General features: G+C 67.4%; 28 protein-coding genes. All 28 read right to left on the reverse strand.

Annotation, left to right across the window (positions count from 1 at the left end):
* Window positions 1–153: 153 nt before the first annotated feature.
* Complete coding sequence (gene rplO / locus KSED_RS10130) at window positions 154–642, reverse strand: 50S ribosomal protein L15 (protein WP_015780000.1); 489 nt, start codon at window positions 640–642, stop codon at window positions 154–156.
* A gap of 2 nt (window positions 643–644) precedes the next feature.
* Window positions 645–827: a 50S ribosomal protein L30 gene (gene rpmD, locus KSED_RS10135; RefSeq protein ID WP_015780001.1), complete on the reverse strand. Its 183-nt coding sequence runs from the start codon at window positions 825–827 to the stop codon at window positions 645–647.
* Entirely contained in the window at window positions 827–1525 is a 699-nt protein-coding gene (gene rpsE, locus KSED_RS10140) for a 30S ribosomal protein S5 (protein WP_015780002.1), read from the reverse strand. Before rpsE ends, rpmD begins: the two co-directional genes overlap by 1 nt.
* 40 nt (window positions 1526–1565) lie before the next feature.
* Window positions 1566–1940, reverse strand: coding sequence for a 50S ribosomal protein L18 (rplR, locus tag KSED_RS10145; protein WP_015780003.1), 375 nt, complete (start codon window positions 1938–1940; stop codon window positions 1566–1568).
* A gap of 3 nt (window positions 1941–1943) precedes the next feature.
* On the reverse strand, window positions 1944–2483 hold the full coding sequence (gene rplF, locus KSED_RS10150; protein ID WP_015780004.1) for a 50S ribosomal protein L6: 540 nt from the start codon (window positions 2481–2483) through the stop codon (window positions 1944–1946).
* 26 nt (window positions 2484–2509) lie between these two features.
* Window positions 2510–2908, reverse strand: a complete 399-nt coding sequence (rpsH, locus tag KSED_RS10155) for a 30S ribosomal protein S8 (protein WP_015780005.1) — start codon at window positions 2906–2908, stop codon at window positions 2510–2512.
* A 115-nt stretch (window positions 2909–3023) separates the two neighbouring features.
* A complete protein-coding gene (locus tag KSED_RS10160) occupies window positions 3024–3209 on the reverse strand; it encodes a type Z 30S ribosomal protein S14 (protein ID WP_015780006.1) in 186 nt (61 codons plus the stop codon).
* Between the two features lie 2 nt (window positions 3210–3211).
* Window positions 3212–3808: a 50S ribosomal protein L5 gene (rplE, locus tag KSED_RS10165; protein WP_041290930.1), complete on the reverse strand. Its 597-nt coding sequence runs from the start codon at window positions 3806–3808 to the stop codon at window positions 3212–3214.
* On the reverse strand, window positions 3805–4164 hold the full coding sequence (gene rplX, locus KSED_RS10170; protein WP_015780008.1) for a 50S ribosomal protein L24: 360 nt from the start codon (window positions 4162–4164) through the stop codon (window positions 3805–3807). Before rplX ends, rplE begins: the two co-directional genes overlap by 4 nt.
* Window positions 4165–4167: 3 nt before the next feature.
* Window positions 4168–4536 carry a 50S ribosomal protein L14 gene (gene rplN, locus KSED_RS10175; protein ID WP_015780009.1) on the reverse strand — a complete coding sequence of 123 codons (369 nt, stop codon included), beginning with the start codon at window positions 4534–4536 and terminating at the stop codon, window positions 4168–4170.
* A gap of 151 nt (window positions 4537–4687) precedes the next feature.
* Window positions 4688–4996 carry a 30S ribosomal protein S17 gene (gene rpsQ, locus KSED_RS10180; RefSeq protein WP_015780010.1) on the reverse strand — a complete coding sequence of 103 codons (309 nt, stop codon included), beginning with the start codon at window positions 4994–4996 and terminating at the stop codon, window positions 4688–4690.
* Window positions 4996–5232, reverse strand: a complete 237-nt coding sequence (gene rpmC, locus KSED_RS10185; RefSeq protein WP_015780011.1) for a 50S ribosomal protein L29 — start codon at window positions 5230–5232, stop codon at window positions 4996–4998. Before rpmC ends, rpsQ begins: the two co-directional genes overlap by 1 nt.
* On the reverse strand, window positions 5232–5651 hold the full coding sequence (gene rplP, locus KSED_RS10190; protein ID WP_015780012.1) for a 50S ribosomal protein L16: 420 nt from the start codon (window positions 5649–5651) through the stop codon (window positions 5232–5234). The genes rpmC and rplP overlap by 1 nt, the downstream gene beginning before the upstream one ends.
* The gene (gene rpsC / locus KSED_RS10195) at window positions 5651–6481 is read right to left on the reverse strand and encodes a 30S ribosomal protein S3 (protein ID WP_015780013.1); all 831 of its coding nucleotides are present in this window, start codon (window positions 6479–6481) and stop codon (window positions 5651–5653) included. The genes rplP and rpsC overlap by 1 nt, the downstream gene beginning before the upstream one ends.
* Entirely contained in the window at window positions 6481–6858 is a 378-nt protein-coding gene (gene rplV / locus KSED_RS10200; protein ID WP_015780014.1) for a 50S ribosomal protein L22, read from the reverse strand. Before rplV ends, rpsC begins: the two co-directional genes overlap by 1 nt.
* 67 nt (window positions 6859–6925) lie before the next feature.
* Window positions 6926–7204: a 30S ribosomal protein S19 gene (rpsS, locus tag KSED_RS10205; protein WP_015780015.1), complete on the reverse strand. Its 279-nt coding sequence runs from the start codon at window positions 7202–7204 to the stop codon at window positions 6926–6928.
* 14 nt (window positions 7205–7218) lie between these two features.
* Entirely contained in the window at window positions 7219–8055 is an 837-nt protein-coding gene (gene rplB, locus KSED_RS10210) for a 50S ribosomal protein L2 (protein WP_015780016.1), read from the reverse strand.
* A gap of 51 nt (window positions 8056–8106) precedes the next feature.
* Window positions 8107–8430 (reverse strand): 50S ribosomal protein L23, encoded by a 324-nt coding sequence (gene rplW / locus KSED_RS10215; RefSeq protein WP_015780017.1) that lies wholly within the window; start codon window positions 8428–8430, stop codon window positions 8107–8109.
* On the reverse strand, window positions 8427–9098 hold the full coding sequence (rplD, locus tag KSED_RS10220; protein WP_015780018.1) for a 50S ribosomal protein L4: 672 nt from the start codon (window positions 9096–9098) through the stop codon (window positions 8427–8429). Before rplD ends, rplW begins: the two co-directional genes overlap by 4 nt.
* Window position 9099: 1 nt before the next feature.
* Window positions 9100–9759 (reverse strand): 50S ribosomal protein L3, encoded by a 660-nt coding sequence (rplC, locus tag KSED_RS10225; protein WP_015780019.1) that lies wholly within the window; start codon window positions 9757–9759, stop codon window positions 9100–9102.
* Between the two features lie 8 nt (window positions 9760–9767).
* A complete protein-coding gene (rpsJ, locus tag KSED_RS10230) occupies window positions 9768–10076 on the reverse strand; it encodes a 30S ribosomal protein S10 (RefSeq protein ID WP_006946210.1) in 309 nt (102 codons plus the stop codon).
* 425 nt (window positions 10077–10501) lie between these two features.
* Entirely contained in the window at window positions 10502–11329 is an 828-nt protein-coding gene (locus tag KSED_RS10235; RefSeq protein WP_015780020.1) for a DUF554 family protein, read from the reverse strand.
* A 114-nt stretch (window positions 11330–11443) separates the two neighbouring features.
* Entirely contained in the window at window positions 11444–12637 is a 1194-nt protein-coding gene (tuf, locus tag KSED_RS10240; protein WP_015780021.1) for an elongation factor Tu, read from the reverse strand.
* Between the two features lie 128 nt (window positions 12638–12765).
* Entirely contained in the window at window positions 12766–14874 is a 2109-nt protein-coding gene (fusA, locus tag KSED_RS10245; RefSeq protein ID WP_015780022.1) for an elongation factor G, read from the reverse strand.
* Window positions 14875–14980: 106 nt separating this feature from the next.
* Window positions 14981–15451 carry a 30S ribosomal protein S7 gene (gene rpsG / locus KSED_RS10250; protein ID WP_015780023.1) on the reverse strand — a complete coding sequence of 157 codons (471 nt, stop codon included), beginning with the start codon at window positions 15449–15451 and terminating at the stop codon, window positions 14981–14983.
* Window positions 15451–15825, reverse strand: coding sequence for a 30S ribosomal protein S12 (gene rpsL, locus KSED_RS10255; RefSeq protein ID WP_015780024.1), 375 nt, complete (start codon window positions 15823–15825; stop codon window positions 15451–15453). Before rpsL ends, rpsG begins: the two co-directional genes overlap by 1 nt.
* 374 nt (window positions 15826–16199) lie before the next feature.
* Complete coding sequence (locus tag KSED_RS10260) at window positions 16200–20093, reverse strand: DNA-directed RNA polymerase subunit beta' (protein WP_015780025.1); 3894 nt, start codon at window positions 20091–20093, stop codon at window positions 16200–16202.
* A gap of 51 nt (window positions 20094–20144) precedes the next feature.
* Window positions 20145–23630 carry a DNA-directed RNA polymerase subunit beta gene (rpoB, locus tag KSED_RS10265; protein WP_015780026.1) on the reverse strand — a complete coding sequence of 1162 codons (3486 nt, stop codon included), beginning with the start codon at window positions 23628–23630 and terminating at the stop codon, window positions 20145–20147.
* Window positions 23631–23865: the final 235 nt, after the last annotated feature.

Consider the following 23865-nt stretch of genomic DNA (forward strand, 5'->3'; position numbering starts at 1 on the left):
CGTGCCGGGGGGCACGTCCTACGGGTGGGTGGGCGGTGCGACCTCTACCGGTCGACCCACGATGGCGCATGTGGCGCTAGGTGACCCTAACACCAGCAGGGCCCCACTCCGTCAGTGACGGGTGGGACCCTGCAAGGTTGTGGTCCGAGGACCTCAGAGCGTGGTGGTGGTGGAGCCACCCGCAGCGGAGATCTTCTGCTCGGCCGAAGCCGAGAACTTGTCGGCGGTCACGTTGACCGCGACCGAGATCTCACCGGAACCCAGCACCTTGACGGGCTGGTTCTTGCGGATGAGGCCGGCCTCGACCAGGGTCGCGGCGTTCACCTCGCCGCCCTGCGGGAAGTGCGTGGCGATCTGGTCCACGTTCACGACCTGGTAGGTCACCTTGAACGGGTTCTTGAAGCCACGCAGCTTCGGCAGACGCATGTGCAGCGGCGTCTGGCCACCCTCGAACCGCTCGGGCACCTGGTAACGAGCCTTCGTTCCCTTGGTACCGCGACCGGCGGTCTTGCCCTTCGACGCCTCACCACGACCCACACGGGTCTTGGCTTTCTTGGCACCGGGGGCGGGACGGAGGTCGTGGACCTTCAGCGGCGACTCGGCCGCCGCGGCCTGAGCCGCGTTCGTCTCCTTGGTTGCCATCCTCAGTTCACCTCCTCCATCGTCACCAGGTGGGTGACGCTCTTGACCATGCCCCGGATCTCCGGGCGGTCCGGCTTCTCGACCGTGTGGCCGATCCGCTTCAGGCCGAGGCTGCGCAGCGTCTCACGGTGCTGCGGCTTCGAGCCGATCGCGGAACGGACCTGGGTCACCTTGAGCGTGGCCATCAGGCCCCCTCTCCGGCAGCCGCGGCACGGGCGCGCAGCATCGCGGCCGGGGCCACGTCCTCGAGCGGCAGACCACGGCGCGCGGCCACGGCCTCCGGCTGCTCGAGCTGCTTCAGTGCCTTCACCGTGGCGTGCACGATGTTGATCTGGTTGTCCGAACCCAACGACTTGGTGAGCACGTCGTGGATGCCGGCGCACTCCAGGACGGCGCGGACCGGACCACCGGCGATCACACCGGTACCCGGCGAGGCCGGACGGAGCATGACGATGCCGGCAGCATCCTCACCCTGAGTGGGGTGCGGGATGGTGCCGCCGATGCGGGCGACGCGGAAGAAGTTCTTCTTCGCCTCCTCGACACCCTTGGAGATCGCCAGCGGCACCTCCTTGGCCTTGCCGTAGCCGACGCCGACGTTGCCGTCACCGTCGCCCACCACGACCAGGGCGGTGAAGCTGAAGCGACGACCACCCTTCACGACCTTGGCGACGCGGTTGATGGTGACGACGCGCTCGAGGTACTGGTTGCCCTCGTCGCGACCGCCGTCACGGCCACCGCGGCCACCACGGCCACCACGGTCGTTGCCGCCGCGGCCACCGCGGTCGTTGCGGTCGTTGCCGGACCGCTCGTTGGTGCGGTCACCAGCGCTGGTCTTCTGAGCCTCTGCGCCGGTGAGCTCGCCTCCCTGCTGAGTCTCAGCCATCAGAGGTCCTTTCCCTGAGTTGCATGGGTCATGTCAGTCATCACAGCGCCAGACCGCCCTCACGGGCACCGTCGGCCACCGCGGCGACGCGACCGGCGTACCGGTTGCCCCCACGGTCCAGGACGACGGCCTCGACACCAGCGGCCTTGGCGCGCTCGGCGACGAGCTCGCCGACCTTGCGGGCCTTGGCGGACTTGTCACCCTCGGCGCCACGCAGCTCGGTCTCCATGGTGGACGCCGACGCGAGGGTCTTGCCCTGCACGTCGTCGATCACCTGGACGAACATGTGACGGCTCGACCGGTGCACGGCCAGACGGGGACGCTCGGCCGTGCCGGAGACCTTCTTGCGCAGACGGGCGTGGCGACGGTCGCGCGCGGCGACGTTGCCCTTGGCGCGCTTCACGATCTTTGCCATGGCTTACTTACCAGCCTTTCCGACCTTGCGGCGGATGTGCTCGCCTTCGTAGCGCACACCCTTGGCCTTGTACGGGTCGGGCTTGCGCAGCTTGCGGATGTTGGCCGCGACCTCGCCCACGAGCTGCTTGTCGATGCCGCTCACGGAGAACCGGGTCGGGCTCTCGACGGCGAAGGTGATGCCCTCGGGGGCCTTCACCAGGATCGGGTGCGAGTAGCCCAGGGCGAACTCGAGGTCCGAGCCCTTGGCCACCACGCGGTAACCGGTGCCGTTGATCTCGAGGGTCTTGGAGTACCCCTCGGTCACACCGACCACCATGTTCTGCACCAGACTGCGGCTCAGACCGTGACGGGCGCGGGAGTCGCGCTCGTCGTCCGGGCGGGACAGCTCCACGGCACCCTCGTCGTTCTTCGCGGCCGTGATCGGTCCGGGGATCGTGACGGAGAGCTCACCCTTGGGGCCCTTGACCTTCACGTCCTGGCCATCGATGGTCACGTCGACACCACTGGGCACAGTGACGGGAAGACGTCCAATACGAGACATTCTCTAGTTCCTTCCTCGTCCTGGGCTCACCAGACGTAGGCGAGGACTTCCCCACCCACGCCCTTGGCTGCAGCCTGCTTGTCGGTCAGAAGGCCCGACGAGGTCGACAGGATCGCGATACCCAGGCCACCAAGGACCTTGGGCAGGTTGGTCGACTTCGCGTACACACGCAGGCCGGGCTTGGACACCCGACGAACACCTGCGATGGAACGCTCCCGGTTCGGGCCGTACTTCAGGGAGATGACGAGGGTCTTGCCGACCTCCGCCTCCTCCTCGGTCCACTCACCGATGTAACCCTCGGCCTTGAGGATGTCAGCGATGTGGGCCTTCAGCTTCGAGAACGGCATGCGGACCTCGTCGTGCTGCGCCGAGTTGGCGTTGCGCACGCGGGTCAGCATGTCCGCGATCGGATCAGTCATGGTCATGGGCAGTCGCGCCCTTCCTCATCCTGGTTTCGCCGGGTGGAGCGGTGGTCCGCTCCCCTCGCGCCGCAGCGCACCCGGGGACCTGTGATGGAGTGGAGTGGATGGAGAACGTGGGTCACCAAGAGGACTTGGTGACGCCCGGGAGCTGGCCGGCGTGGGCCATCTCGCGCAGGCAGATGCGGCACAGGCCGAACTTGCGGTACACCGAGTGCGGGCGTCCGCACCGCTGGCACCGCGTGTAGGCGCGCACGGCGAACTTCTGCTTCTTGGCAGCCTTGTTCTTCAGAGCGGTCTTCGCCACGATCAGTTCTCCTTGAACGGGAAGCCCAGCGCGCGAAGCAGCGCACGGCCCTCGTCGTCGGTCTCGGCGGTGGTCACGACCGTGATGTCCATCCCGCGGACGCGGTCGATCTTGTCCTGGTCGATCTCGTGGAACATGGACTGCTCCGTGAGACCGAAGGTGTAGTTGCCCTTGCCGTCGAACTGCTTCGGCGACAGGCCGCGGAAGTCGCGGATACGGGGCAGCGCCACCGACACCAGGCGGTCCAGGAACTCCCACATGCGGTCGCCACGCAGGGTGACGTTCGCACCGATGGGCATGCCCTCACGCAGCTTGAACTGCGCGATGGACTTCGTGGCCCGGTTCACCCGCGGCTTCTGGCCGGTGATGGTGGTCAGGTCGCGGATCGCGCCGTCGATGAGCTTGGAGTCGCGGGCGGCGTCGCCCACACCCATGTTCACGACGACCTTGGTGACGCCGGGGATCTGCATCACGTTGGCGTAGCCGAACTCGGACTTCAGCGCCTCGCGGATCTCAGAGCGGTAACGCTCCTTCAGACGCGGCACCGGACGCTCGGCCGGAGCAGCGGTCTGCTCGGTCATCTCAGTGGTCTCACTCATGCCAGGTCCTTGCCCGAGCGCACGGACACGCGGGTCCGGGTGGCCTTGGTGCGGCCGTTGCGCTCGACGTTCTCGACACGCGTGCGAACGCGGGTCGGCGTGTTGGTCTCCGGGTCCACCAGCGCCACGTTGGACACGTGGATGGGGGCCTCGACGGTCTGGATGCCGCCGGCGCCACCGCCCACACCAGCCTTGGTGTGCTTGGTCACGCGGTTGATGCCCTCCACGAGCACGCGGTTGCGCTCGGGGTAGACCTCGATCACACGACCGGTCTTGCCGCGGTCACCGCCGTTCTCCTGCTTGCGGCCGGTCACCACCTGGACCAGGTCGTTCTTCTTGATCTTCATCTTCGCCATGGCTCAGATCACCTCCGGGGCCAGCGACACGATGCGCATGAACTGGTTGTCACGCAGCTCGCGGCCGACCGGGCCGAAGATGCGGGTGCCACGGGGCTCCCCGTCGGCCTTGAGGATGACGGCGGCGTTCTCGTCGAAGCGGATGTAGCTGCCGTCGGGACGGCGCCGCTCCTTCGTCGTGCGAACGATGACCGCCTTGACGACGTCACCCTTCTTCACGTTGCCGCCGGGGATGGCGTCCTTCACCGACGCGACGATCGTGTCGCCGATGCCGGCGTAACGACGGCCCGAACCACCGAGAACACGGATGCAAAGGATCTCCTTGGCACCGGTGTTGTCGGCGACGCGCAGTCGCGACTCCTGCTGGATCACTGCAAACTCCTGTCGTCGAGCAGGTTCTCACCCCGCCGTACGGGGGTGAGCCTTGCCGAACCGGATGGGCTGAAGGTGGGGGCGGGCACCGGGGTCCCGCGGGCGCGGGGCCGGGCGGGACCACAGTGCGGGCCCCCACCATCGATGGGTCTTACTTGGCCTTCTCCACGACCTCGACCAGGCGCCAGCGCTTGGTCGCAGAGGTCGGGCGGGTCTCGGCGATGCGGACGAGGTCGCCGACACCGGCGGTGTTCTCCTCGTCGTGCGCCTTGACCTTCTTGGTCTTGCGGATGACCTTGCCGTACAGAGCGTGCTTCACGTGCTCCTCGAGTGCGACGGTGATGGTCTTCTCCATCTTGTCGGACACGACGTAGCCGCGGCGCTCCTTGCGGAACTGACGGCCACCGGGAGCCAGCAGCTTGCCGGACTCGGACACCTCGGGCGTGGTCTGCTCGGACATCAGGCCTCCTGGGCGGCGCGGCCGATGTTGAGCTCGCGCTCGCGCATCTCGGTGTAGATACGGGCGATGTCCTTGCGGACCGCGCGGAGGCGGCTGCTGTTGGACAGCTGGCCCGTGGCGGACTGGAAACGCAGGTTGAACAGCTCCTGCTTCGCCTCGGCCAGGGCGTCACGCAGGCCCTGGTCGTCCAGGCCGCGCAGGTCGGTCATCGTCTTGTCGTCGGAGCCGAGCGCCATCAGGCGTCACCACCCTCACGTGCCACGATGCGGCACTTCATCGGAAGCTTGTGCATGGCCAGTCGGAGCGCCTCGCGGGCGACGTCGTCGGTCACACCCGAGAGCTCGAACATGATGCGGCCCGGCTTGACGTTGGCGACCCACCACTCCGGCGAACCCTTACCGGAACCCATGCGGACCTCGGCAGGCTTCTTGGTCAGCGGACGGTCGGGGTAGATGTTGATCCACACCTTTCCGCCTCGCTTGATGTAGCGGGTCATCGCGATACGAGCGGACTCGATCTGACGGTTGGTGACGTAGGCGGGGCCCAGGGCCTGGATGCCGTAGTCACCGAAGGCCAGCTGCGTGCCGCCCTTCGAGGCGCCACCACGCTTGGGGTGGTGCTGCTTGCGGTGCTTCACACGACGCGGGATCAGCATCAGTTCTCGCCTCCCTCGGCGGCCTTGGCCTCACCGGCACCGGCCGGTGCGGCGTCCGGAGCGTCACGACGCGGGCCACGACCGCGGCCACGCGGGGCGTCGCCACCGCGGCCACGGGGACCGCCACCGGGACGGTCGCCCCGGCCACGACGCTGCTGCGGCGCGTTCGCCTGCTCGCGAGCGAGCTCCTTGTCGGTCATGTCGCCCTGGTAGATCCAGACCTTGACACCGATGCGGCCGAACGTCGTACGTGCCTCGTAGAAGCCGTAGTCGATGTTGGCGCGCAGGGTGTGCAGCGGCACACGACCCTCGCGGTAGAACTCCGTGCGGCTCATCTCGGCGCCACCGAGGCGACCCGAGCACTGCACCCGGATGCCCTTGGCACCGGCGCGCTGCGCGGACTGGATGCCCTTCTTCATGGCGCGACGGGTCGACACACGAGCAGACAGCTGCTCGGCGATGCCCTGGGCCACGAGCTGGGCGACGGCCTCGGGGTTCTTCACCTCGAGGATGTTGAGCTGGACCTGCTTGCCGGTCAGCTTCTCGAGCTGGCCACGCAGACGGTCCGCCTCGGCGCCACGGCGACCGATGACGATGCCCGGGCGAGCGGTGTGGATGTCCACACGCACGCGGTCACGGGTGCGCTCGATCTCGACCTTGGCGATGCCGGCGCGCTCCATGCCGCTGGACAGCAGCTTGCGGATGGCGACGTCCTCGCCCACGAAGTCGGCGTAACGCTGACCCTCGGCAGAGGAGTCGGCGAACCAGCGGCTCTTGTGGTCGGTGGTGATGCCCAGACGGAAGCCGTGCGGGTTGATCTTCTGACCCATCAGCGGGTCCCTCCCTTGGCATTCTCGTCGGTCTCCTGCGACACGAGCACGGTGATGTGGCTCGTGCGCTTCAGGATCTTGCTGGCCCGCCCCTGCGCACGGGGGCGGAACCGCTTCATGCTCGGGCCCTCGTCGACGTAGGCCTCGCTGATGACCAGCGAGCTCTCGTCGAAGGCCGTGGCGTCACGGTCGGCCATGAACCGGGCGTTCGCAATAGCGCTCTGCAGCACCTTCATCACCGGCTCGCTCGCACCCTGCGGGGCGAACTGCAGCACGGCCAGGGCCTCAGAGGCCTGCTTGCCACGGATCAGGTCCACGACGCGGCGAGCCTTCATGGGCGTCACGCGGACGTACCGCGCCTGCGCCTTGGCTTCCATGTCAGTCCCTCTTCAATCGTTCTGGTGGTGAGTGAATGTGATCGCGGATGCGATCACGGTGCTGAGATCAGCGACGGCCCTTGCGGTCGTCCTTGACGTGACCACGGAAGGTCTTCGTCGGGGCGAACTCGCCGAGCTTGTGGCCAACCATCGACTCGGTCACGAAGACCGGGACGTGCTTGCGGCCGTCGTGCACGGCCAGGGTGTGGCCGAGCATGTCCGGGGTGATCATCGACCGGCGGGACCAGGTCTTGATCACGTTCTTGGTGCCGGCTTCGTTCTGGGCGTCCACCTTCTTGGCAAGGTGGTCGTCGACGAAGGGGCCCTTCTTGAGGCTACGAGGCATCTCAGGTGCTCCTATCAGCGCTTCTTGCCGGTGCGGCGGCGGCGAACGATCATCTTGTCGCTGCCCTTGCCCTTCTTGCGGGTGCGGCCCTCCGGCTTGCCCCAGGGGCTCACCGGGTGACGGCCACCCGAGGTACGACCCTCGCCACCACCGTGCGGGTGGTCGACCGGGTTCATCACGACACCACGCACGGACGGGCGCTTGCCCTTCCAGCGCATGCGGCCGGCCTTGCCCCAGTTGATGTTCGACTGCTCGGCGTTGCCGACCTCGCCGATGCTGGCGCGGCAGCGGGCGTCCACGTTGCGGATCTCGCCGGACGGCATACGCAGCTGGGCGTAGGGGCCGTCCTTGGCGACGAGCTGCACGCGGGTACCGGCCGACCGGGCGATCTTGGCGCCGCCACCGGGGCGGAGCTCGATCGCGTGGATCACCGTGCCGACGGGGATGTTGCGCAGCGGCAGGTTGTTGCCCGGCTTGATGTCGGCCGTAGGGCCGGACTCCACCTGGGCGCCCTGCGCGAGGTTGCGCGGCGCGATGATGTAGCGCTTCTCGCCGTCTGCGTAGTGCAGCAGCGCGATGCGCGCCGTGCGGTTGGGGTCGTACTCGATGTGGGCGACCTTCGCCGGCACGCCGTCCTTGTCTGCCCGACGAAAGTCGATCAGACGGTAAGCGCGCTTGTGACCACCACCGATGTGCCGGGTGGTGATGCGGCCGGAGGCGTTGCGGCCACCGGACTTGGTCAGCGGACGCACCAGCGACTTCTCGGGGGTGCTGCGCGTGACCTCGACGAAGTCCGCGGCGCTCGAGCCGCGGCGGCCCGGGGTCGTGGGCTTGTGCTTGCGGATTGCCATGATTTAGGTCCTAGCTCCGTACTCGTGTCTCGTATCGACGTTTCGGGCGGCTCAGTTGCCGGCGCCGAAGATGTCGATCGAGCCTTCCTTGAGCGTGACGATGGCGCGCTTGGTGTCCTTGCGACGGCCCATGCCGAAGCGAGTACGGCGGGCCTTGCCCTGGCGATTCATCGTGTGGACCGAGTCGACCTTGACGTCGAAGACCTTCTCGACGGCCAGCTTGATCTCGGTCTTGTTGGCACGCGGGTCAACCAGGAAGGTGTACTTGCCCTCGTCCAGCAGGGCATAGGACTTCTCGGAGACGACCGGCGCGAAGAGGATGTCGCGCGGGTCCTTGTTGACCTGGGTGCTCGACTCGGTGTTCGGGGTGCTCACTGGGCAACCTCCTGCGTCGCAGCGTTCGTGTCGGCAGCGGCCTTCTGGCCACCGGCGATGAAGGCGTCCAGCGCACCGGCCGTGAAGAACACGTCATCGGCGCACATGACGTCGTAGGTGTTCAGCTGGTCGGCGAACAGGGCGTGCACGTTCTGCAGGTTGCGCAGGCTCATCAGCGACAGCTCGTCACCACGCTCCAGCACGACCAGCAGGTTGCGACGCTCGGTCTGACCACGCAGCAGGGCGTTGACCGCCTTGCTCGAGGGCGCGTCGCCCTCGAGGACGGCGCTCAGCACGTGGATGCGGCCGTGACGGGCACGGTCGGACAGCGCGCCACGCAGCGCGGCGGCCTTCATCTTCTTGGGGGTCCGCTGGGCGTAGTCGCGGGGCTGCGGGCCGTGGACGATGCCACCGCCTGCGAACTGCGGTGCGCGCGTCGAACCCTGGCGGGCGCGACCAGTGCCCTTCTGGCGGTAGGGCTTGCGGCCACCGCCCCGCACCTCGGCGCGGGTCTTGGTGGAGTGCGTGCCCTGGCGTGCAGCGGCCAGCTGGGCCACGACGACCTGGTGGATCAGCGGCACGTTGGCAGCCACGTCGAAGATCTCGGCGGGCAGCTCAACCGAACCGGTGGCCTTGCCAGCGGGGCTGATGATGTCGATCGTCGGCATGTCAGGCTCCCTTCGCGGCGGAGCGCACGAGGACCAGGCCGCCACGGGCGCCGGGGACGGCACCCTTGATCAGCAGGAGGCCCTTGTCGGCGTCCACGGCGTGGATCGTGAGGTTCTGGGTGGTCTGACGCTCGCCGCCCATGCGACCCGCCATGCGGGTGCCGCGGAAGACGCGACCGGGGGTGGCGCAGCCACCGATGGAACCGGGCTTGCGGTGGTTGCGGTGCGCACCGTGGGAGGCGCTGACACCAGCGAACCCGTGGCGCTTCATGACACCGGCGAAACCCTTGCCCTTGGTGGTGCCGGTGACGTCGACCGTCGCACCGTTCTCGAAGGTCTCCACGGTGAGCTCCTGGCCCAGCTCGTAGGAACCCGAGTCAGCAGTGCGCAGCTCGGTCACGTGACGACGCGGCGTGACGCCGGCCTTCTCGAAGTGACCGCGCAGGGGGTTGCTGACCTTGCGGGGGTCGATGTCGCCGGTGGCGATCTGGACGGCGCCGTAGCCGTCGGTGTCCTGGGTGCGAATCTGCGTCACCACGTTCGGGGCGACCTGCACGACGGTCACGGGCACGAGACGGTTGTCCTCGTCCCAGACCTGGGTCATGCCGAGCTTCGTGCCCAGAACGCCGGCGACGGTGCGCTGCATGGTGTTCTCAGTCATCGTGGCGCTCACAGCTTGATCTCGATGTTCACGTCAGCCGGCAGGTCGAGACGCATCAGGGAGTCCACGGCCTTGGGGGTCGGGTCCACGATGTCGATCAGACGCTTGTGCGTCCGCATCTCGAAGTGCTCTCGGCTGTCCTTGTACTTGTGCGGGGACCGGATGACGCAGAAGACATTCTTCTCCGTCGGGAGGGGCACAGGGCCCACCACGGTCGCGCCCGCACGGGTCACGGTGTCCACGATCTTCCGCGCCGAGGAGTCGATGACCTCATGGTCATACGACTTCAGCCGGATGCGGATCTTCTGTCCCGCCATCGGTTCGTTGACTCTCTCTCGTCGTGCCGCTAATGGTCTTGGCGGCCATCCCCCCGACCCACGCTCTCGGGTGTGTCGCCCTTGCGGGACACACCACACCGTCGGCGTCGTTCCGGGGTGGGGGATCGGCGTGGCCGTTCCCCTGGATGACCGGGTTCGTGCTCCGGCCGGGCAGTGACCGTCCCCAGGGGAAGTGGAGCACGACTCCACGGTCGGACCTGCCTCGTCCAGAAAGGCGATCGGCTGCCTCCGCGTCGGTGACCTCATCCTGGCCGCCCGGATACGTGGTGTTCACGTCCGGCCGGTGGAGCCCGGTCACGCTGTGGGGACAGGCAGATACATCGCCCAACAAGCAACTTCCCTAGTGTGGCACAGAGCGGTCCGGGCACCAAATCCGTGCGGGCGTGACCCGCATCGCCCGGCCGTCACACCAGCGTGACGCACCAGGCCAGCACCGGCGCGACCACGAGGGCTGGGAGCAGGTCCCCCACCGGAACGGTGCGGATGCGCAGCAACCCCAGGGCGATCCCGATGAGCAACAAGCCACCCGCCGCGGTCATGACGTCAACGGCGTACAGGGGGACCACCTCCCCTGCCAGCCGGCCCACCAGCGTCAGGAGCCCCTGCACCACGAGGACCGACAGGGCGGAGAACACGACCCCGACGCCGAAGGCCGAGGCAAAGGCCAGCGCCGCGAAGAAGTCCAGGGCGGACTTCAGCGCGAGCTGTTCGATGCCCAGTCCCAGGCCGTCGCTCAGGGCCCCCAACACCGTCAACGGCCCCACGCAGAAGAGCAGGGACGCCGAGGTCCACCCCTGCACGAAGCGCTCCTGCGGCGTGGCCTCGTGATCAGGCTCCTGCGCGTTCGCCCCATCGGGGCCGGGGCCGTCCTCGCCCCCCTCGGCCAGGACGTCCTGCACGCCCGTCCGGTCCAGGCGCCGTTGCAGCCACCCGGCCACCCCCTCCATGCGCCGCTCGATCTGCAGGGCCGAGCCCGTCACGCCACCGATCAGCAGCGCGCCGAGCACCAACAACACGGGGACCCCCTCCCCCACGGCAGCGACCAGGTCCTGCGAGGTGACCGCCACCACCGACAGACCCGCCATCATCAGCGTCACCAGCCCCAGCCCGTCCGTGACGACGTCGTGGATGCGCTGCGGCAACCGGGAACCGAAGGCGATGCCCGCCGCGGACCCCATCAGCACCGCGACCACGTTGAGCAGGGTCCCCGCGCCGGGGAAGAGTCCGTCCATGGCGGACAGCGTAGGGACCGCCACCCACGCCGAAGGCCCCCGACCCCTTGCGGGATCGGAGGCCTTCGTCAACGCGGCTGAGCGCGTCGGCGCAGTGCCCTCGCGGGCGCTGGATCAGTCCAGGATCTTGGTGACCTGGCCGGCGCCGACCGTACGACCACCCTCACGGATGGCGAACTTCAGACCGTCCTCCATGGCGACGGGCTGGATCAGCTCGACGGACATCTCGGTGTTGTCACCGGGCATGACCATCTCGGTGCCCTCCGGCAGGTCGACCACACCGGTCACGTCGGTGGTGCGGAAGTAGAACTGCGGGCGGTAGTTGTCGTAGAACGGGGTGTGACGGCCACCCTCGTCCTTGGACAGGATGTAGACCGAGCCCTCGAACTTCTTGTGCGGGGTGATCGAGCCCGGCTTGCAGATGACCTGACCGCGCTCGACGTCCTCGCGCTTGGTGCCACGGAGCAGCAGGCCGACGTTCTCACCGGCGCGGCCCTCGTCGAGCAGCTTGCGGAACATCTCGATGCCGGTGACCGTGGTGGACTGCTTCTCCTCCTGGATGCCGACGATCTCGATCTCGTCGTTGACGTTCAGGATGCCACGCTCGATACGACCGGTCACCACGGTGCCGCGACCGGTGATGGTGAACACGTCCTCGACCGGCATGAGGAAGGGCTTATCGATGTCGCGCTCCGGCTCCGGGATCGCCTTGTCGACCTCGGTCATCAGCTCGATGATCTGGTCGCCCCACTTCTCGTCGCCCTCGAGGGCCTTCAGAGCAGACACCTGGACCACCGGGACGTCGTCGCCCGGGAAGTCGTACTCCGAGAGGAGCTCACGGACCTCCATCTCGACGAGCTCCATGATCTCCTCGTCGTCGACCATGTCGGACTTGTTGAGCGCCACGCAGATGTACGGAACGCCGACCTGGCGGGCCAGGAGGACGTGCTCCTTGGTCTGCGGCATCGGGCCGTCGGTGGCGGCGACCACGAGGATGGCGCCGTCCATCTGGGCAGCACCGGTGATCATGTTCTTCACGTAGTCAGCGTGACCGGGGCAGTCGACGTGCGCGTAGTGGCGCTCCTCGGTCTGGTACTCGATGTGGGAGATCGAGATCGTGATGCCGCGCTGCTTCTCCTCCGGAGCCTTGTCGATGGTGTCGAAAGGCGACGCCTCGTTCAGCTCGGGGTAACGGTCGTGCAGCACCTTGGAGATGGCAGCCGTCAGCGTCGTCTTGCCGTGGTCGATGTGACCGATGGTGCCGATGTTGACGTGCGGCTTGCTCCGCTCGAACTTTGCCTTCGCCACTGGGGTCCTCCTGTTGGACGTGTGGTGTCACGCTGGGGTCACCGCGGGATTGCGGTGGTCAGTGCGTGAGTATTGCTGGTTACTGGGAAGTGTTGCGAATCAGGCTCACAGAGTGTACCCGTGAGGGCTCACTCGCCACGAACCTTCTTGACGATCTCCTCGGCGACGCTCTTGGGAACCTCGCCGTAGGAGTCGAACTGCATCGAGTAGTTGGCGCGACCCTGGGTCTTGGACCGCAGGTCACCGACGTACCCGAACATCTCGGACAGCGGCACCGTGCCGCGCACGACCTTCGCACCCGAGGCGTCCTCCATCGACTGGATGGTGCCACGACGCGAGTTGATGTCGCCGATGACGTCGCCCATGTACTCCTCGGGCGTGCGCACCTCGACCGCCATCATCGGCTCGAGGAGAACCGGGTTGGCCTTGCGGACGGCCTCCTTGAGCGCCATGGAACCGGCGATCTTGAACGCCATCTCACTCGAGTCGACGTCGTGGTAGGCGCCATCGAGCAGCGTCGCCTTGATGCCGACCAGCGGGTAGCCGGCGAGGACACCGAGCTGCATGGCCTCCTGGATGCCCTGGTCCACCGAGGGGATGTACTCACGCGGCACGCGACCACCGGTGACGGCGTTCTCGAACTCGTAGAGCGCCGCGTCCTCGTCGCCCTGCTCCAGCGGCTCGAACTTGAGCTGGACCTTGGCGAACTGACCCGAACCACCGGTCTGCTTCTTGTGGGTGTAGTCCAGCTTGTCGACCGTGCCGCGAATGGTCTCGCGGTAGGCCACCTGCGGGGCGCCCACGTTGGCCTCGACCTTGAACTCACGCTTCATGCGGTCCACCAGGATGTCCAGGTGGAGCTCGCCCATGCCGCCGATGACGGTCTGGCCCGTGTCCTCGTCGAGGTTCACAGTGAAGGTGGGGTCCTCCTCGGCCAGCTTCTGGATGGCCGTGGAGAGCTTCTCCTGGTCACCCTTCGTCTTCGGCTCGATGGCGACGTGGATGACCGGCGCCGGGAAGGTCATGGACTCCAGGACGGCCGGCTTCTCCGGCGACGACAGCGTGTCACCGGTGGTGGTGTCCTTGAGGCCGATCACCGCGTAGATGTGGCCCGCGGAGACCTTCTCGACCGGGTTCTCCTTGTTGGCGTGCATCTGGAACAGCTTGCCCAGACGCTCCTTCTTGCCCTTGGTGGCGTTGAGCACGGCCGAACCGGACGTGATCTCACCGGAGTACACGCGGATGTAAGTCAGCGTGCCGAAGAAGGGGTGCGTGGCGATCTTGAAGGCCAGGGCCGCGAAGGGCTCGTCCGAGGACGGCTTGCGCAGCACCACGTTCTCCTCGTCGCCCGGCAGGTGACCCTCGATCGGGGGCAGGTCCACCGGGGAGGGCAGGTAGGCCACGACGGCGTCGAGCAGCGGCTGCACGCCCTTGTTCTTGAAGGCGGTGCCACAGAACACGGGGTTGACCTCGCCCGCGAGGGTGAGGGTACGCACGCCGGCGCGGATCTCGTCCTCGGTCAGGTCCTCGCCGCCCAGGTACTTCTCGAGCAGCGCCTCGTCGGACTCGGCGACCTTCTCCACCAGGGCAGCGCGGTACTCGTCAGCCTTGTCCTGCAGGTCGGCCGGGATCTCCTCGATCTGGTAGGCCTCGCCCAGCGGGGTCTCCTTGGACCAGGTGAACGCCTTCATGGTGACCAGGTCGACCATGCCGATGAAGTCGGACTCCGCACCGATGGGCAACTGCATGACGAGCGGGTTCGCGCCGAGGCGGTCGACCATCGTCTGCACGGAGTAGTAGAAGTCCGCGCCCATCTTGTCCATCTTGTTGATGAAGCACATGCGGGGCACGCCGTACTTGTCGGCCTGGCGCCACACGGTCTCGGACTGGGGCTCGACACCCTCCTTGCCGTCGAAGACGGCGACGGCGCCGTCCAGGACGCGGAGGTTGCGCTCCACCTCGACCGTGAAGTCCACGTGGCCGGGCGTGTCGATCAGGTTGATCTGCGTGCCCTTCCAGAAGGAGGTGACAGCAGCGGAGGTGATGGTGATGCCCCGCTCCTTCTCCTGCTCCATCCAGTCGGTCGTCGACGCACCGTCGTGGGTCTCACCCATCTTGTGGTTCACACCCGTGTAGAACAGGATGCGCTCGGTGGTCGTGGTCTTTCCGGCATCGATGTGCGCCATGATGCCGATGTTGCGGACCTGCTTGAGGTCCGTGAGGACGTCCTGTGCCACGGTCTCTCTTCTCGCTCGAGTGTGTGTTCGTCAGGGTGGCCTGCGGGGGTGCAGGCGCCGGGACGGTGGTCACCGGGGGCAGGGACTGCTCCCGGTGACCACCCGGTCACCAGCGGTAGTGCGCGAACGCCTTGTTGGCCTCGGCCATCTTGTGCGTGTCCTCGCGACGCTTCACCGCGGCACCCAGGCCGTTGGACGCGTCGAGGATCTCGTTCATGAGGCGCTCGGTCATCGTCTTCTCGCGACGCTGGCGGGCGTAGCCCACCAGCCAGCGCAGGGACAGCGTGGTCGCACGACCGGGCTTGACCTCGATCGGCACCTGGTAGGTGGCGCCACCCACGCGGCGGGACTTGACCTCGAGGGCCGGACGGATGTTGTCCAGCGCGCGCTTGAGGGTCTGGACGGGGTCCGTGCCGGTCTTCTCCTGAACGCCCTCGAGGGCGCCGTAGACGATGGACTCGGCGACGGACTTCTTGCCGTCCAGCAGGATCTTGTTCACCAGCTGGGTGACCAGCTGCGACCCGTGCACCGGGTCGACGGCCAACGGACGCTTGGGAGCGGGGCCCTTACGAGGCATTACTTCTTCTCCTTCTTGGCGCCGTAGTGCGAACGTGCCTGGTTGCGGTCCTTGACGCCCTGGGCGTCGAGGGCACCGCGGATGATCTTGTAGCGGACACCCGGGAGGTCCTTCACGCCGCCGCCACGCACGAGCACGATGGAGTGCTCCTGCAGGTTGTGGCCGACGCCGGGGATGTAGGCCGTGACCTCGATGCCGCTGGTCAGGCGCACACGCGCAACCTTGCGGAGGGCCGAGTTCGGCTTCTTCGGGGTGGTCGTGTACACGCGGGTGCACACGCCACGACGCTGGGGCGAGCCCTTGAGGGCCGGGGCGTCAAGCTTCTTGACCTTGTCCCGGCGGCCCTTGCGGACCAGCTGGTTGATGGTAGGCACTGATGAAACTCCGTGTTTCGTCGTTGTCGCCGCAGACGCGGCTCCTGGGTCAGTCGTGCGACGGTCGGGCTGGGGTCACGCGGGAGCGCTGGGCTCCGCACGCGGAACGACCACCCGAGGTGAGTCGCACGCTCCTCCACCTGCACTTCCGTGCCCCGCACGCGAGGGATCGGGCCCGTCTCCCACGAGGGGTTCCGGTCGACCGTCCGGTGCGCGGGCGGCTCGGCTGCCCGGCAGAGGTGACGCGAGATGGACCCACGCCAATCGAGGAGTCTATGACACGCACGGGATGCGGACAAATCGAGGAGGGCCCACCCGCAGTGCGCGGGTGGGCCCTCCTCCGGTGGCCGACGGCCGGGGCCGTCAGGCCGCGATCACCAGCGGTAGTCGCCGGTGTCGACCTCGTCGAGGCGGACGGCCTCGCCGGTGCCCTCGCCGAAGGTCGAGAAGTCGAAGCTCTCGAAGTCGGTCATCGAGTACGCCTGGGCCTTCGCCTCCTCGGTGGGCTCCACCGTCACGTTGCGGTAGCGCTGCAGCCCGGTACCGGCCGGGATGAGCTTTCCGAGGATGACGTTCTCCTTGAGGCCCAGCAGCGGGTCGCCCTTGCCGTGCATCGCGGCCTCGGTGAGGACGCGGGTCGTCTCCTGGAAGGAGGCGGCCGACAGCCAGGACTCCGTGGCCAACGAGGCCTTGGTGATGCCCATCAGCTCAGGACGACCGGAGGCGGGCTTGCCACCCTCGGCCACCACGCGGCGGTTCTCGGTCTCGAAGCGGGACCGCTCCACCAGGTCACCGGCGAGCAGGTTGGCCTCGCCCTCCTCGATGATCGTGATGCGGCGCAGCATCTGCCGCACGATGACCTCGATGTGCTTCTGGTGGATCGACACACCCTGCTGGCGGTACACGCCCTGGACCTCGTCCACGAGGTGCTGCTGCACCGCACGCGGACCGAGGATGCGCAGGACCTGCTTCGGGTCGACGGCACCCATGACCAGCTGCTGCCCGGCCTCGACGGCCTGGCCCTCCTCGACCAGCACGCGGGCGCGCTTGCCGACGAGGTAGGCGTGCTCCTCGGTGCCGTCGTCCGGCACCAGGATGATGCGGCGCTGCTTGTCCGCGTCCTCGATGCGGATGCGACCCGCGGCCTCGGCGATCGGGGCCACACCCTTGGGGGTACGGGCCTCGAACAGCTCGACCACACGCGGCAGACCCTGCGTGATGTCGTCACCGGCCACACCACCGGTGTGGAAGGTACGCATCGTCAGCTGGGTACCGGGCTCACCGATCGACTGCGCGGCGACGATGCCGACGGCCTCACCAATGTCCACCAGCTGGCCGGTGGCCAGCGAGCGGCCGTAGCACTTGGCACAGGTGCCGACGGAGGACTGGCAGGTGAGCACCGAGCGCACCTTGACCTTGTCCACGCCCGCGGCGACGAGCTGCTCGATGAGCACGTCACCCAGGTCGTCACCCGCCTCGGCGACGGTCACACCATCGGCCTCGACGTCCTCGGCGATCGTCCGGGCGTAGGCGCTCGACTCGACCTCCTCGTCCATCACGACGGTGCCGTCCGAGCCGCGGTGACCGATGGTCACCTCGACACCGCGACCGGTGCCACAGTCGGCCTCGCGGACGATGACGTCCTGCGAGACGTCCACCAGACGACGGGTCAGGTAGCCCGAGTCCGCGGTACGCAGGGCGGTGTCGGCCAGACCCTTGCGGGCACCGTGCGTCGAGATGAAGAACTCCAGCACCGTCAGGCCCTCGCGGAACGAGGCCTTGATCGGACGCGGGATGATCTCGCCCTTCGGGTTGGCCATCAGGCCACGCATGCCAGCGATCTGACGCAGCTGGAACCAGTTACCACGGGCACCGGAGGTGACCATGCGGTAGATGGGGTTGTCGGCCGGGAAGTTGGCCTCCATCACCTTCGCGACCTCGTTGGTCGCCTGGGTCCAGATCTCGATGAGCTCCTGACGGCGCTCGTCGTCGGTGATCAGACCGCGCTCGTACTGGACCTGGACCTTGGCGGCCTTGGTCTCGTAACCCTCGAGGATGTCGGTCTTGTTGTCCGGCACCACGACGTCGGAGATGGCCACGGTCGTGCCCGAGCGGGACGCCCAGTAGAAGCCGTTCTCCTTCAACGCGTCCAGCGAGGCGGCTACGTCGACCTTGTCGTAGCGCTCAGCCAGGGCGTTGATGATGTTGGACAGGACCTTCTTGTCCACCGGGTTGTTGACGAACGGGAAGTTCTCCGGCAGGGACTCGTTGAAGATCGCCCGGCCCAGCGTCGTCGGGAGCGTCAGCACCGGGGCGTAGCCCTTGTCGTCGAGCTCCACCTCGCCCTCGAAGTCCGCCGGCGGCACGACGTGCGGCAGGCGCATGACGACCGGGGTGCCCAGCTGGATCTCGCCCCGGTCGAAGGCCATGCGGGCCTCGGCCTGGCTGGTGAAGTGACGCATGTCCTTCACCTCGGTCTCCTCGGTGCCGAGCACCTGGGAGGTGAGGTGGTACAGGCCGATGATCATGTCCTGGGTGGGCATGGTCACCGGTCGACCGTCGGCCGGCTTCAGGATGTTGTTGCTCGACAGCATCAGGATGCGGGCCTCGGCCTGCGCCTCGGCGGACAGCGGCACGTGCACGGCCATCTGGTCACCGTCGAAGTCGGCGTTGAAAGCGGTGCAGACCAGCGGGTGGATCTGGATCGCCTTGCCCTCGATCAGCTGCGGCTCGAAGGCCTGGATGCCGAGGCGGTGCAGCGTGGGCGCACGGTTCAGCAGCACCGGGTGCTCGGTGATGACCTCTTCGAGGACGTCCCACACCATCGGGTTCTGGCGCTCGACCATGCGCTTGGCCGACTTGATGTTCTGCGCGTGGTCGAGGTCGACCAGGCGCTTCATCACGAACGGCTTGAAGAGCTCCAGGGCCATCTGCTTGGGCAGACCACACTGGTGCAGCTTCAGCTGCGGACCCACCACGATGACCGAACGGCCCGAGTAGTCCACGCGCTTGCCCAGCAGGTTCTGGCGGAAACGCCCCTGCTTGCCCTTGAGCATGTCGGACAGCGACTTCAGCGGGCGGTTGCCCGGCCCGGTGACCGGACGACCGCGACGACCGTTGTCGAACAGCGAGTCGACCGACTCCTGCAGCATCCGCTTCTCGTTGTTGATGATGATCTCGGGGGCACCGAGGTCCAACAGGCGCTTGAGGCGGTTGTTGCGGTTGATGACGCGGCGGTACAGGTCGTTCAGGTCGGAGGTCGCGAAGCGGCCACCGTCCAGCTGCACCATCGGGCGCAGGTCCGGCGGGATGACCGGGACGGCGTCCAGGACCATGCCCTGCGGCTCGTTGTCCGTGGTCAGGAAAGCCGTGACGACCTTCAGTCGCTTCAGGGCACGGGTCTTCTTCTGGCCCTTGCCGGTGGCGATGATCTCGCGCAGCTTCTCGGCCTCGGCCTCGAGGTCGAAGTCCTGCAGCAGCTTCTGCAGCGCCGCGGCACCCATGCCGCCCTCGAAGTACATGCCGAAGCGGTCACGCATCTCGCGGAAGAGCATCTCGTCGCCCTCGAGGTCCTGGACCTTGAGGTTCTTGAAGCGGTCCCAGACCTGCTCCACGCGCTCGATCTGCTGGTCGGCGCGCTTGCGGATCTGGTTCATCTCGCGCTCCGCGGAGTCGCGGACCTTGCGCTTGGCGTCGGACTTGGCGCCCTCGGCCTCGAGCGCGGCGATGTCGGTCTCGAGCTTCTTGGCCCGGGCCTCCACGTCCGCGTCCCGACGGTTCTCGGCAGCCTTGATCTCGGTCTGGATCTCGGCCTCGAGCGAGGGCAGGTCGTTGTGGCGACCCTCCACGTCCACCGAGGTGATCACGTAGGCCGCGAAGTAGATGACCTTCTCGAGGTCCTTCGGCGCCAGGTCGAGCAGGTAGCCGAGGCGGCTGGGCACACCCTTGAAGTACCAGATGTGCGTGACCGGGGCGGCCAGCTCGATGTGGCCCATGCGCTCACGGCGCACGGCCGAACGGGTCACCTCGACGCCGCAGCGCTCACAGATGATGCCCTTGAAGCGGACGCGCTTGTACTTGCCGCAGTAGCACTCCCAGTCCCGGGTGGGACCGAAGATCTTCTCGCAGAAGAGTCCGTCCTTCTCGGGCTTCAGGGTGCGGTAGTTGATCGTCTCGGGCTTCTTGACCTCGCCGTGGCTCCACTGGCGGATGTCCTCGGCCGTTGCCTGGCCGATGCGAAGCTCGTCGAAGAAGTTGACGTCGAGCACAGATGTCCTTCTCTCGTGTTCCGGGGGCTAGAGGGTTTGCTCGGGGTCTTCTCAGACCTCTTCGACCGAGCTCGGCTCCCGCCGGCTCAGGTCGATGCCGAGCTCCTCCGCCGCGCGGAAGACCTCCTGGTCCTGCTCGCGCAGGTCGATGTTCTGGCCGTCGGTCGAGAGGACCTCGACGTTCAGGCACAGGGACTGCATCTCCTTGATGAGCACCTTGAAGGACTCGGGGATGCCGGGCTCGGGGACGTTCTCGCCCTTGACGATGGACTCGTAGACCTTCACGCGGCCGGTCACGTCGTCCGACTTGATGGTCAGCAGCTCCTGCAGGGCGTAGGCGGCGCCGTACGCCTCCAGGGCCCAGACCTCCATCTCGCCGAAGCGCTGGCCGCCGAACTGGGCCTTACCGCCCAGCGGCTGCTGCGTGATCATCGAGTACGGGCCGGTCGAGCGGGCGTGGATCTTCTCGTCCACCAGGTGGTGGAGCTTGAGGATGTACATGTAGCCCACGGACACCGGCTCCGGGTACGGCTCACCGGTGCGGCCGTCGAACAGCTGGGCCTTGCCCGAGCCGTCGATGAGGCGCTGACCGTCGCGCGAGGGGATCGTCGAGTCGAGCAGGCCGGTGATCTCCTCCTCGCGGGCGCCGTCGAACACCGGGGTGGCCACACGGGTCCACGGGCCGGCCTCGCGGTGCTCCTCGGCGAGGTTCTCGGCCCACTCGGGCGAGCCCTCGATCTTCCAGCCGTTCGCAGCCGCCCAGCCGAGGTGCAGCTCGAGCACCTGGCCGACGTTCATGCGGCTGGGCACACCCAGCGGGTTCAGCACGACGTCCACCGGGGTGCCGTCGGGCAGGAAGGGCATGTCCTCGACCGGCAGGATCTTGGAGATGACGCCCTTGTTGCCGTGGCGGCCGGCGAGCTTGTCACCATCGGTGATCTTGCGCTTGTTGGCCACGTAGACGCGCACCATCTGGTTCACGCCCGGGGGCAGCTCGTCGCCCTCCTCGCGGTCGAAGACCTTCACGCCGATGACCGTGCCGGTCTCGCCGTGCGGCACCTTCATGGAGGTGTCGCGCACCTCGCGGGCCTTCTCGCCGAAGATGGCGCGCAGCAGGCGCTCCTCCGGGGTCAGCTCGGTCTCACCCTTGGGCGTGACCTTGCCGACGAGCAGGTCGCCGTCGCGGACCTCGGCACCGATGCGGATGATGCCGCGCTCGTCCAGGTCGGCCAGCACCTCGTCGGAGACGTTCGGGATGTCCCGCGTGATCTCCTCCGGGCCCAGCTTGGTGTCGCGGGCGTCGATCTCGTGCTCCTCGATGTGGATCGAGGAGAGCGTGTCGTCCTGCACGAGGCGCTGCGACAGGATGATCGCGTCCTCGTAGTTGTAGCCCTCCCACGGCATGAAGGCCACGAGCAGGTTCTTGCCCAGCGCCATCTCACCGTTGTCGGTGGAGGGGCCGTCGGCGATCAGCTGGCCCTTCTCGACGTGGTCACCCGCCGCCACGACGACCCGCTGGTTGTAGCAGGTGCCCTGGTTGGAGCGGCTGAACTTGTCGATGCGGTAGCTCTGGTAGGTGCCGTCGTCGTTCTGCGCCGTCACCAGGTCGGCGGAGACCGACTGGATGACGCCGGCCTTCTCGGCACGCACGACGTCGCCGGTGTCCAGCGCGGCGCGGTACTCGATGCCGGTACCCACCAGCGGGGCCTCGGCCTTCACCAGCGGCACGCCCTGGCGCTGCATGTTCGCGCCCATCAGGGCGCGGTTGGCGTCGTCGTGCTCCAGGAAGGGGATCATCGCCGTGGCGGCGGACACCATCTGGCGCGGCGAGACGTCCATGTAGTGCACCTCGTCGCGCGGCACGAACTCGACCTCGCCGCCCTTGGAGCGGACCAGCACGCGCTCACCGGCGAACTGGCCGTCCTCGGTCAGCGGCGCGTTGGCCTGCGCGATGACGAAGTCGTCCTCCTCGTCGGCGGTCAGGTACTCCACGTCATCGGTGACGAAGCCGCCCTTGACCTTGCGGTAGGGGGTCTCGACGAAGCCGAACGGGTTGATCCGCCCGTAGGAGGCCAGGGCGCCGATCAGACCGATGTTCGGGCCTTCCGGCGTCTCGATGGGGCACATGCGGCCGTAGTGCGACGGGTGGACGTCGCGGACCTCCATGCCGGCGCGGTCACGGGACAAACCACCGGGGCCCAAGGCGCTGAGGCGACGCTTGTGCGTCAGCCCGGCCAGCGGGTTGTTCTGGTCCATGAACTGCGAGAGCTGGCTGGTGCCGAAGAACTCGCGGATCGCCGCCACGACCGGACGGATGTTGATCAGCGTCTGCGGCGTGATCGCCTCGACGTCCTGGGTGGTCATGCGCTCCCGGACGACGCGCTCCATGCGGGACAGACCGGTGCGGACCTGGTTCTGGATGAGCTCACCCACGGTGCGCAGACGACGGTTGCCGAAGTGGTCGATGTCGTCGGTCTCGACCCGCAGGTCCACGGCCTCGCCGTGGCGGACGCCCTCCATCGTGGTCTCGCCGGCGTGCAGCGCGACGATGTACTTGATGGTGCGCACCACGTCGTCCACGCTGAGCGTGGAGTCGGTCAGCGGGGCGTCCAGGCCCAGCTTCTTGTTGATCTTGTAGCGGCCGACCTTCGCGAGGTCGTAGCGCTTGCCGTTGAAGTAGAGGTTGTCCAGCAGGTTCTGGGCGGCCTCGACGGTCGGCGGCTCCCCCGGGCGCAGCTTGCGGTAGATGTCCAGCAGGGCCTCGTCCTGGTTGGCCGTGTGGTCCTTCTCCAGCGTCGCGCGGATGGACTCGTACTGGCCGAACTCCTCGAGGATCTGCGCCTCGGTCCAGCCGAGGGCCTTGAGCAGGACGGTGACGGACTGCTTGCGCTTGCGGTCGACGCGCACGCCGACCATGTCCTTCTTGTCGACCTCGAACTCCAGCCACGCACCACGGCTGGGGATGACCTTCGCGGAGTAGACCTCCTTGTCGGTCGCGCGGTCGATGGAGCGCTCGAAGTAGACGCCCGGGGAACGCACGATCTGGGACACCACGACACGCTCGGTGCCGTTGATGATGAAGGTGCCGCGCTTGGTCATCAACGGGAAGTCGCCCATGAAGACGGTCTGCGACTTGATCTCGCCGGTCTCGCCGTTCATGAACTCGGCGGTCACGAACAGGGGCGCCGAGTAGGTCATGTCCCGCTCGATGCACTCCTCCTCGGTGTACTTGATCTCCTCGAAGCGGTGCTCGGAGAAGCTCAGGGACATCGTCTCCGAGAAGTCCTCGATGGGGGAGATCTCCTCGAAGATGTCCTCCAGACCCGAGGTGGTGGAGGTGTCGTTGCGACCTGCGGCCGAAGCCTCGGCGACCCGCTCCTGCCAGGCCTCGTTGCCGAGGAGCCAGTCGAAGCTCTCGGTCTGGAGCGCCAGGAGGTCGGGGACCTCGAGGGGCTCGTGGATGCGGGAGAACGACAGACGCCCGGAAGCGGTGCGTGCGGTCGAGACGTTCTGGTCAGCAGTGCGCGAGGCAGCCAAGGAGTGTCCTTCCTCAAGGCCATGCATGTTCGGTGCGGTCACGCTGCGGGCCGAACCCCCCGGTGCCCTCCCCACGGGCTGCTGCTCACCGACCGTCGCTGCGGGCCACTGCCCCGATGTCCGCCGTCCTCCGGCCGTGGGCCACAGGTGGAGGAACGATCATCGGGACTCTGGTCCGCCACGCCACCGGGGCGTGGTGCTGGTCAGGTGCTGCCAGTGACGCCAGTTCCTCTCA

Origin of the sequence: Kytococcus sedentarius DSM 20547 (genome assembly GCF_000023925.1) — a bacterium.
GTDB lineage: Bacteria > Actinomycetota > Actinomycetes > Actinomycetales > Dermatophilaceae > Kytococcus > Kytococcus sedentarius.

Bases quoted from the DNA above. Each gene is read 5' to 3' on its own strand.
- rplO (WP_015780000.1), bottom strand. From the start codon at position 642: ATGGCAACCAAGGAGACGAACGCGGCTCAGGCCGCGGCGGCCGAGTCG.
- rpmD (WP_015780001.1), bottom strand. From the start codon at position 827: ATGGCCACGCTCAAGGTGACCCAGGTCCGTTCCGCGATCGGCTCGAAG.
- rpsE (WP_015780002.1), bottom strand. From the start codon at position 1,525: ATGGCTGAGACTCAGCAGGGAGGCGAGCTCACCGGCGCAGAGGCTCAG.
- rplR (WP_015780003.1), bottom strand. From the start codon at position 1,940: ATGGCAAAGATCGTGAAGCGCGCCAAGGGCAACGTCGCCGCGCGCGAC.
- rplF (WP_015780004.1), bottom strand. From the start codon at position 2,483: ATGTCTCGTATTGGACGTCTTCCCGTCACTGTGCCCAGTGGTGTCGAC.
- rpsH (WP_015780005.1), bottom strand. From the start codon at position 2,908: ATGACCATGACTGATCCGATCGCGGACATGCTGACCCGCGTGCGCAAC.
- rplE (WP_041290930.1), bottom strand. From the start codon at position 3,808: ATGAGTGAGACCACTGAGATGACCGAGCAGACCGCTGCTCCGGCCGAG.
- rplX (WP_015780008.1), bottom strand. From the start codon at position 4,164: ATGGCGAAGATGAAGATCAAGAAGAACGACCTGGTCCAGGTGGTGACC.
- rpsQ (WP_015780010.1), bottom strand. From the start codon at position 4,996: ATGTCCGAGCAGACCACGCCCGAGGTGTCCGAGTCCGGCAAGCTGCTG.
- rpmC (WP_015780011.1), bottom strand. From the start codon at position 5,232: ATGGCGCTCGGCTCCGACGACAAGACGATGACCGACCTGCGCGGCCTG.
- rplP (WP_015780012.1), bottom strand. From the start codon at position 5,651: ATGCTGATCCCGCGTCGTGTGAAGCACCGCAAGCAGCACCACCCCAAG.
- rpsC (WP_015780013.1), bottom strand. From the start codon at position 6,481: ATGGGTCAGAAGATCAACCCGCACGGCTTCCGTCTGGGCATCACCACC.
- rplV (WP_015780014.1), bottom strand. From the start codon at position 6,858: ATGGAAGCCAAGGCGCAGGCGCGGTACGTCCGCGTGACGCCCATGAAG.
- rpsS (WP_015780015.1), bottom strand. From the start codon at position 7,204: ATGCCTCGTAGCCTCAAGAAGGGCCCCTTCGTCGACGACCACCTTGCC.
- rplB (WP_015780016.1), bottom strand. From the start codon at position 8,055: ATGGCAATCCGCAAGCACAAGCCCACGACCCCGGGCCGCCGCGGCTCG.
- rplD (WP_015780018.1), bottom strand. From the start codon at position 9,098: ATGCCGACGATCGACATCATCAGCCCCGCTGGCAAGGCCACCGGTTCG.
- rplC (WP_015780019.1), bottom strand. From the start codon at position 9,759: ATGACTGAGAACACCATGCAGCGCACCGTCGCCGGCGTTCTGGGCACG.
- rpsJ (WP_006946210.1), bottom strand. From the start codon at position 10,076: ATGGCGGGACAGAAGATCCGCATCCGGCTGAAGTCGTATGACCATGAG.
- KSED_RS10235 (WP_015780020.1), bottom strand. From the start codon at position 11,329: ATGGACGGACTCTTCCCCGGCGCGGGGACCCTGCTCAACGTGGTCGCG.
- rpsG (WP_015780023.1), bottom strand. From the start codon at position 15,451: ATGCCTCGTAAGGGCCCCGCTCCCAAGCGTCCGTTGGCCGTCGACCCG.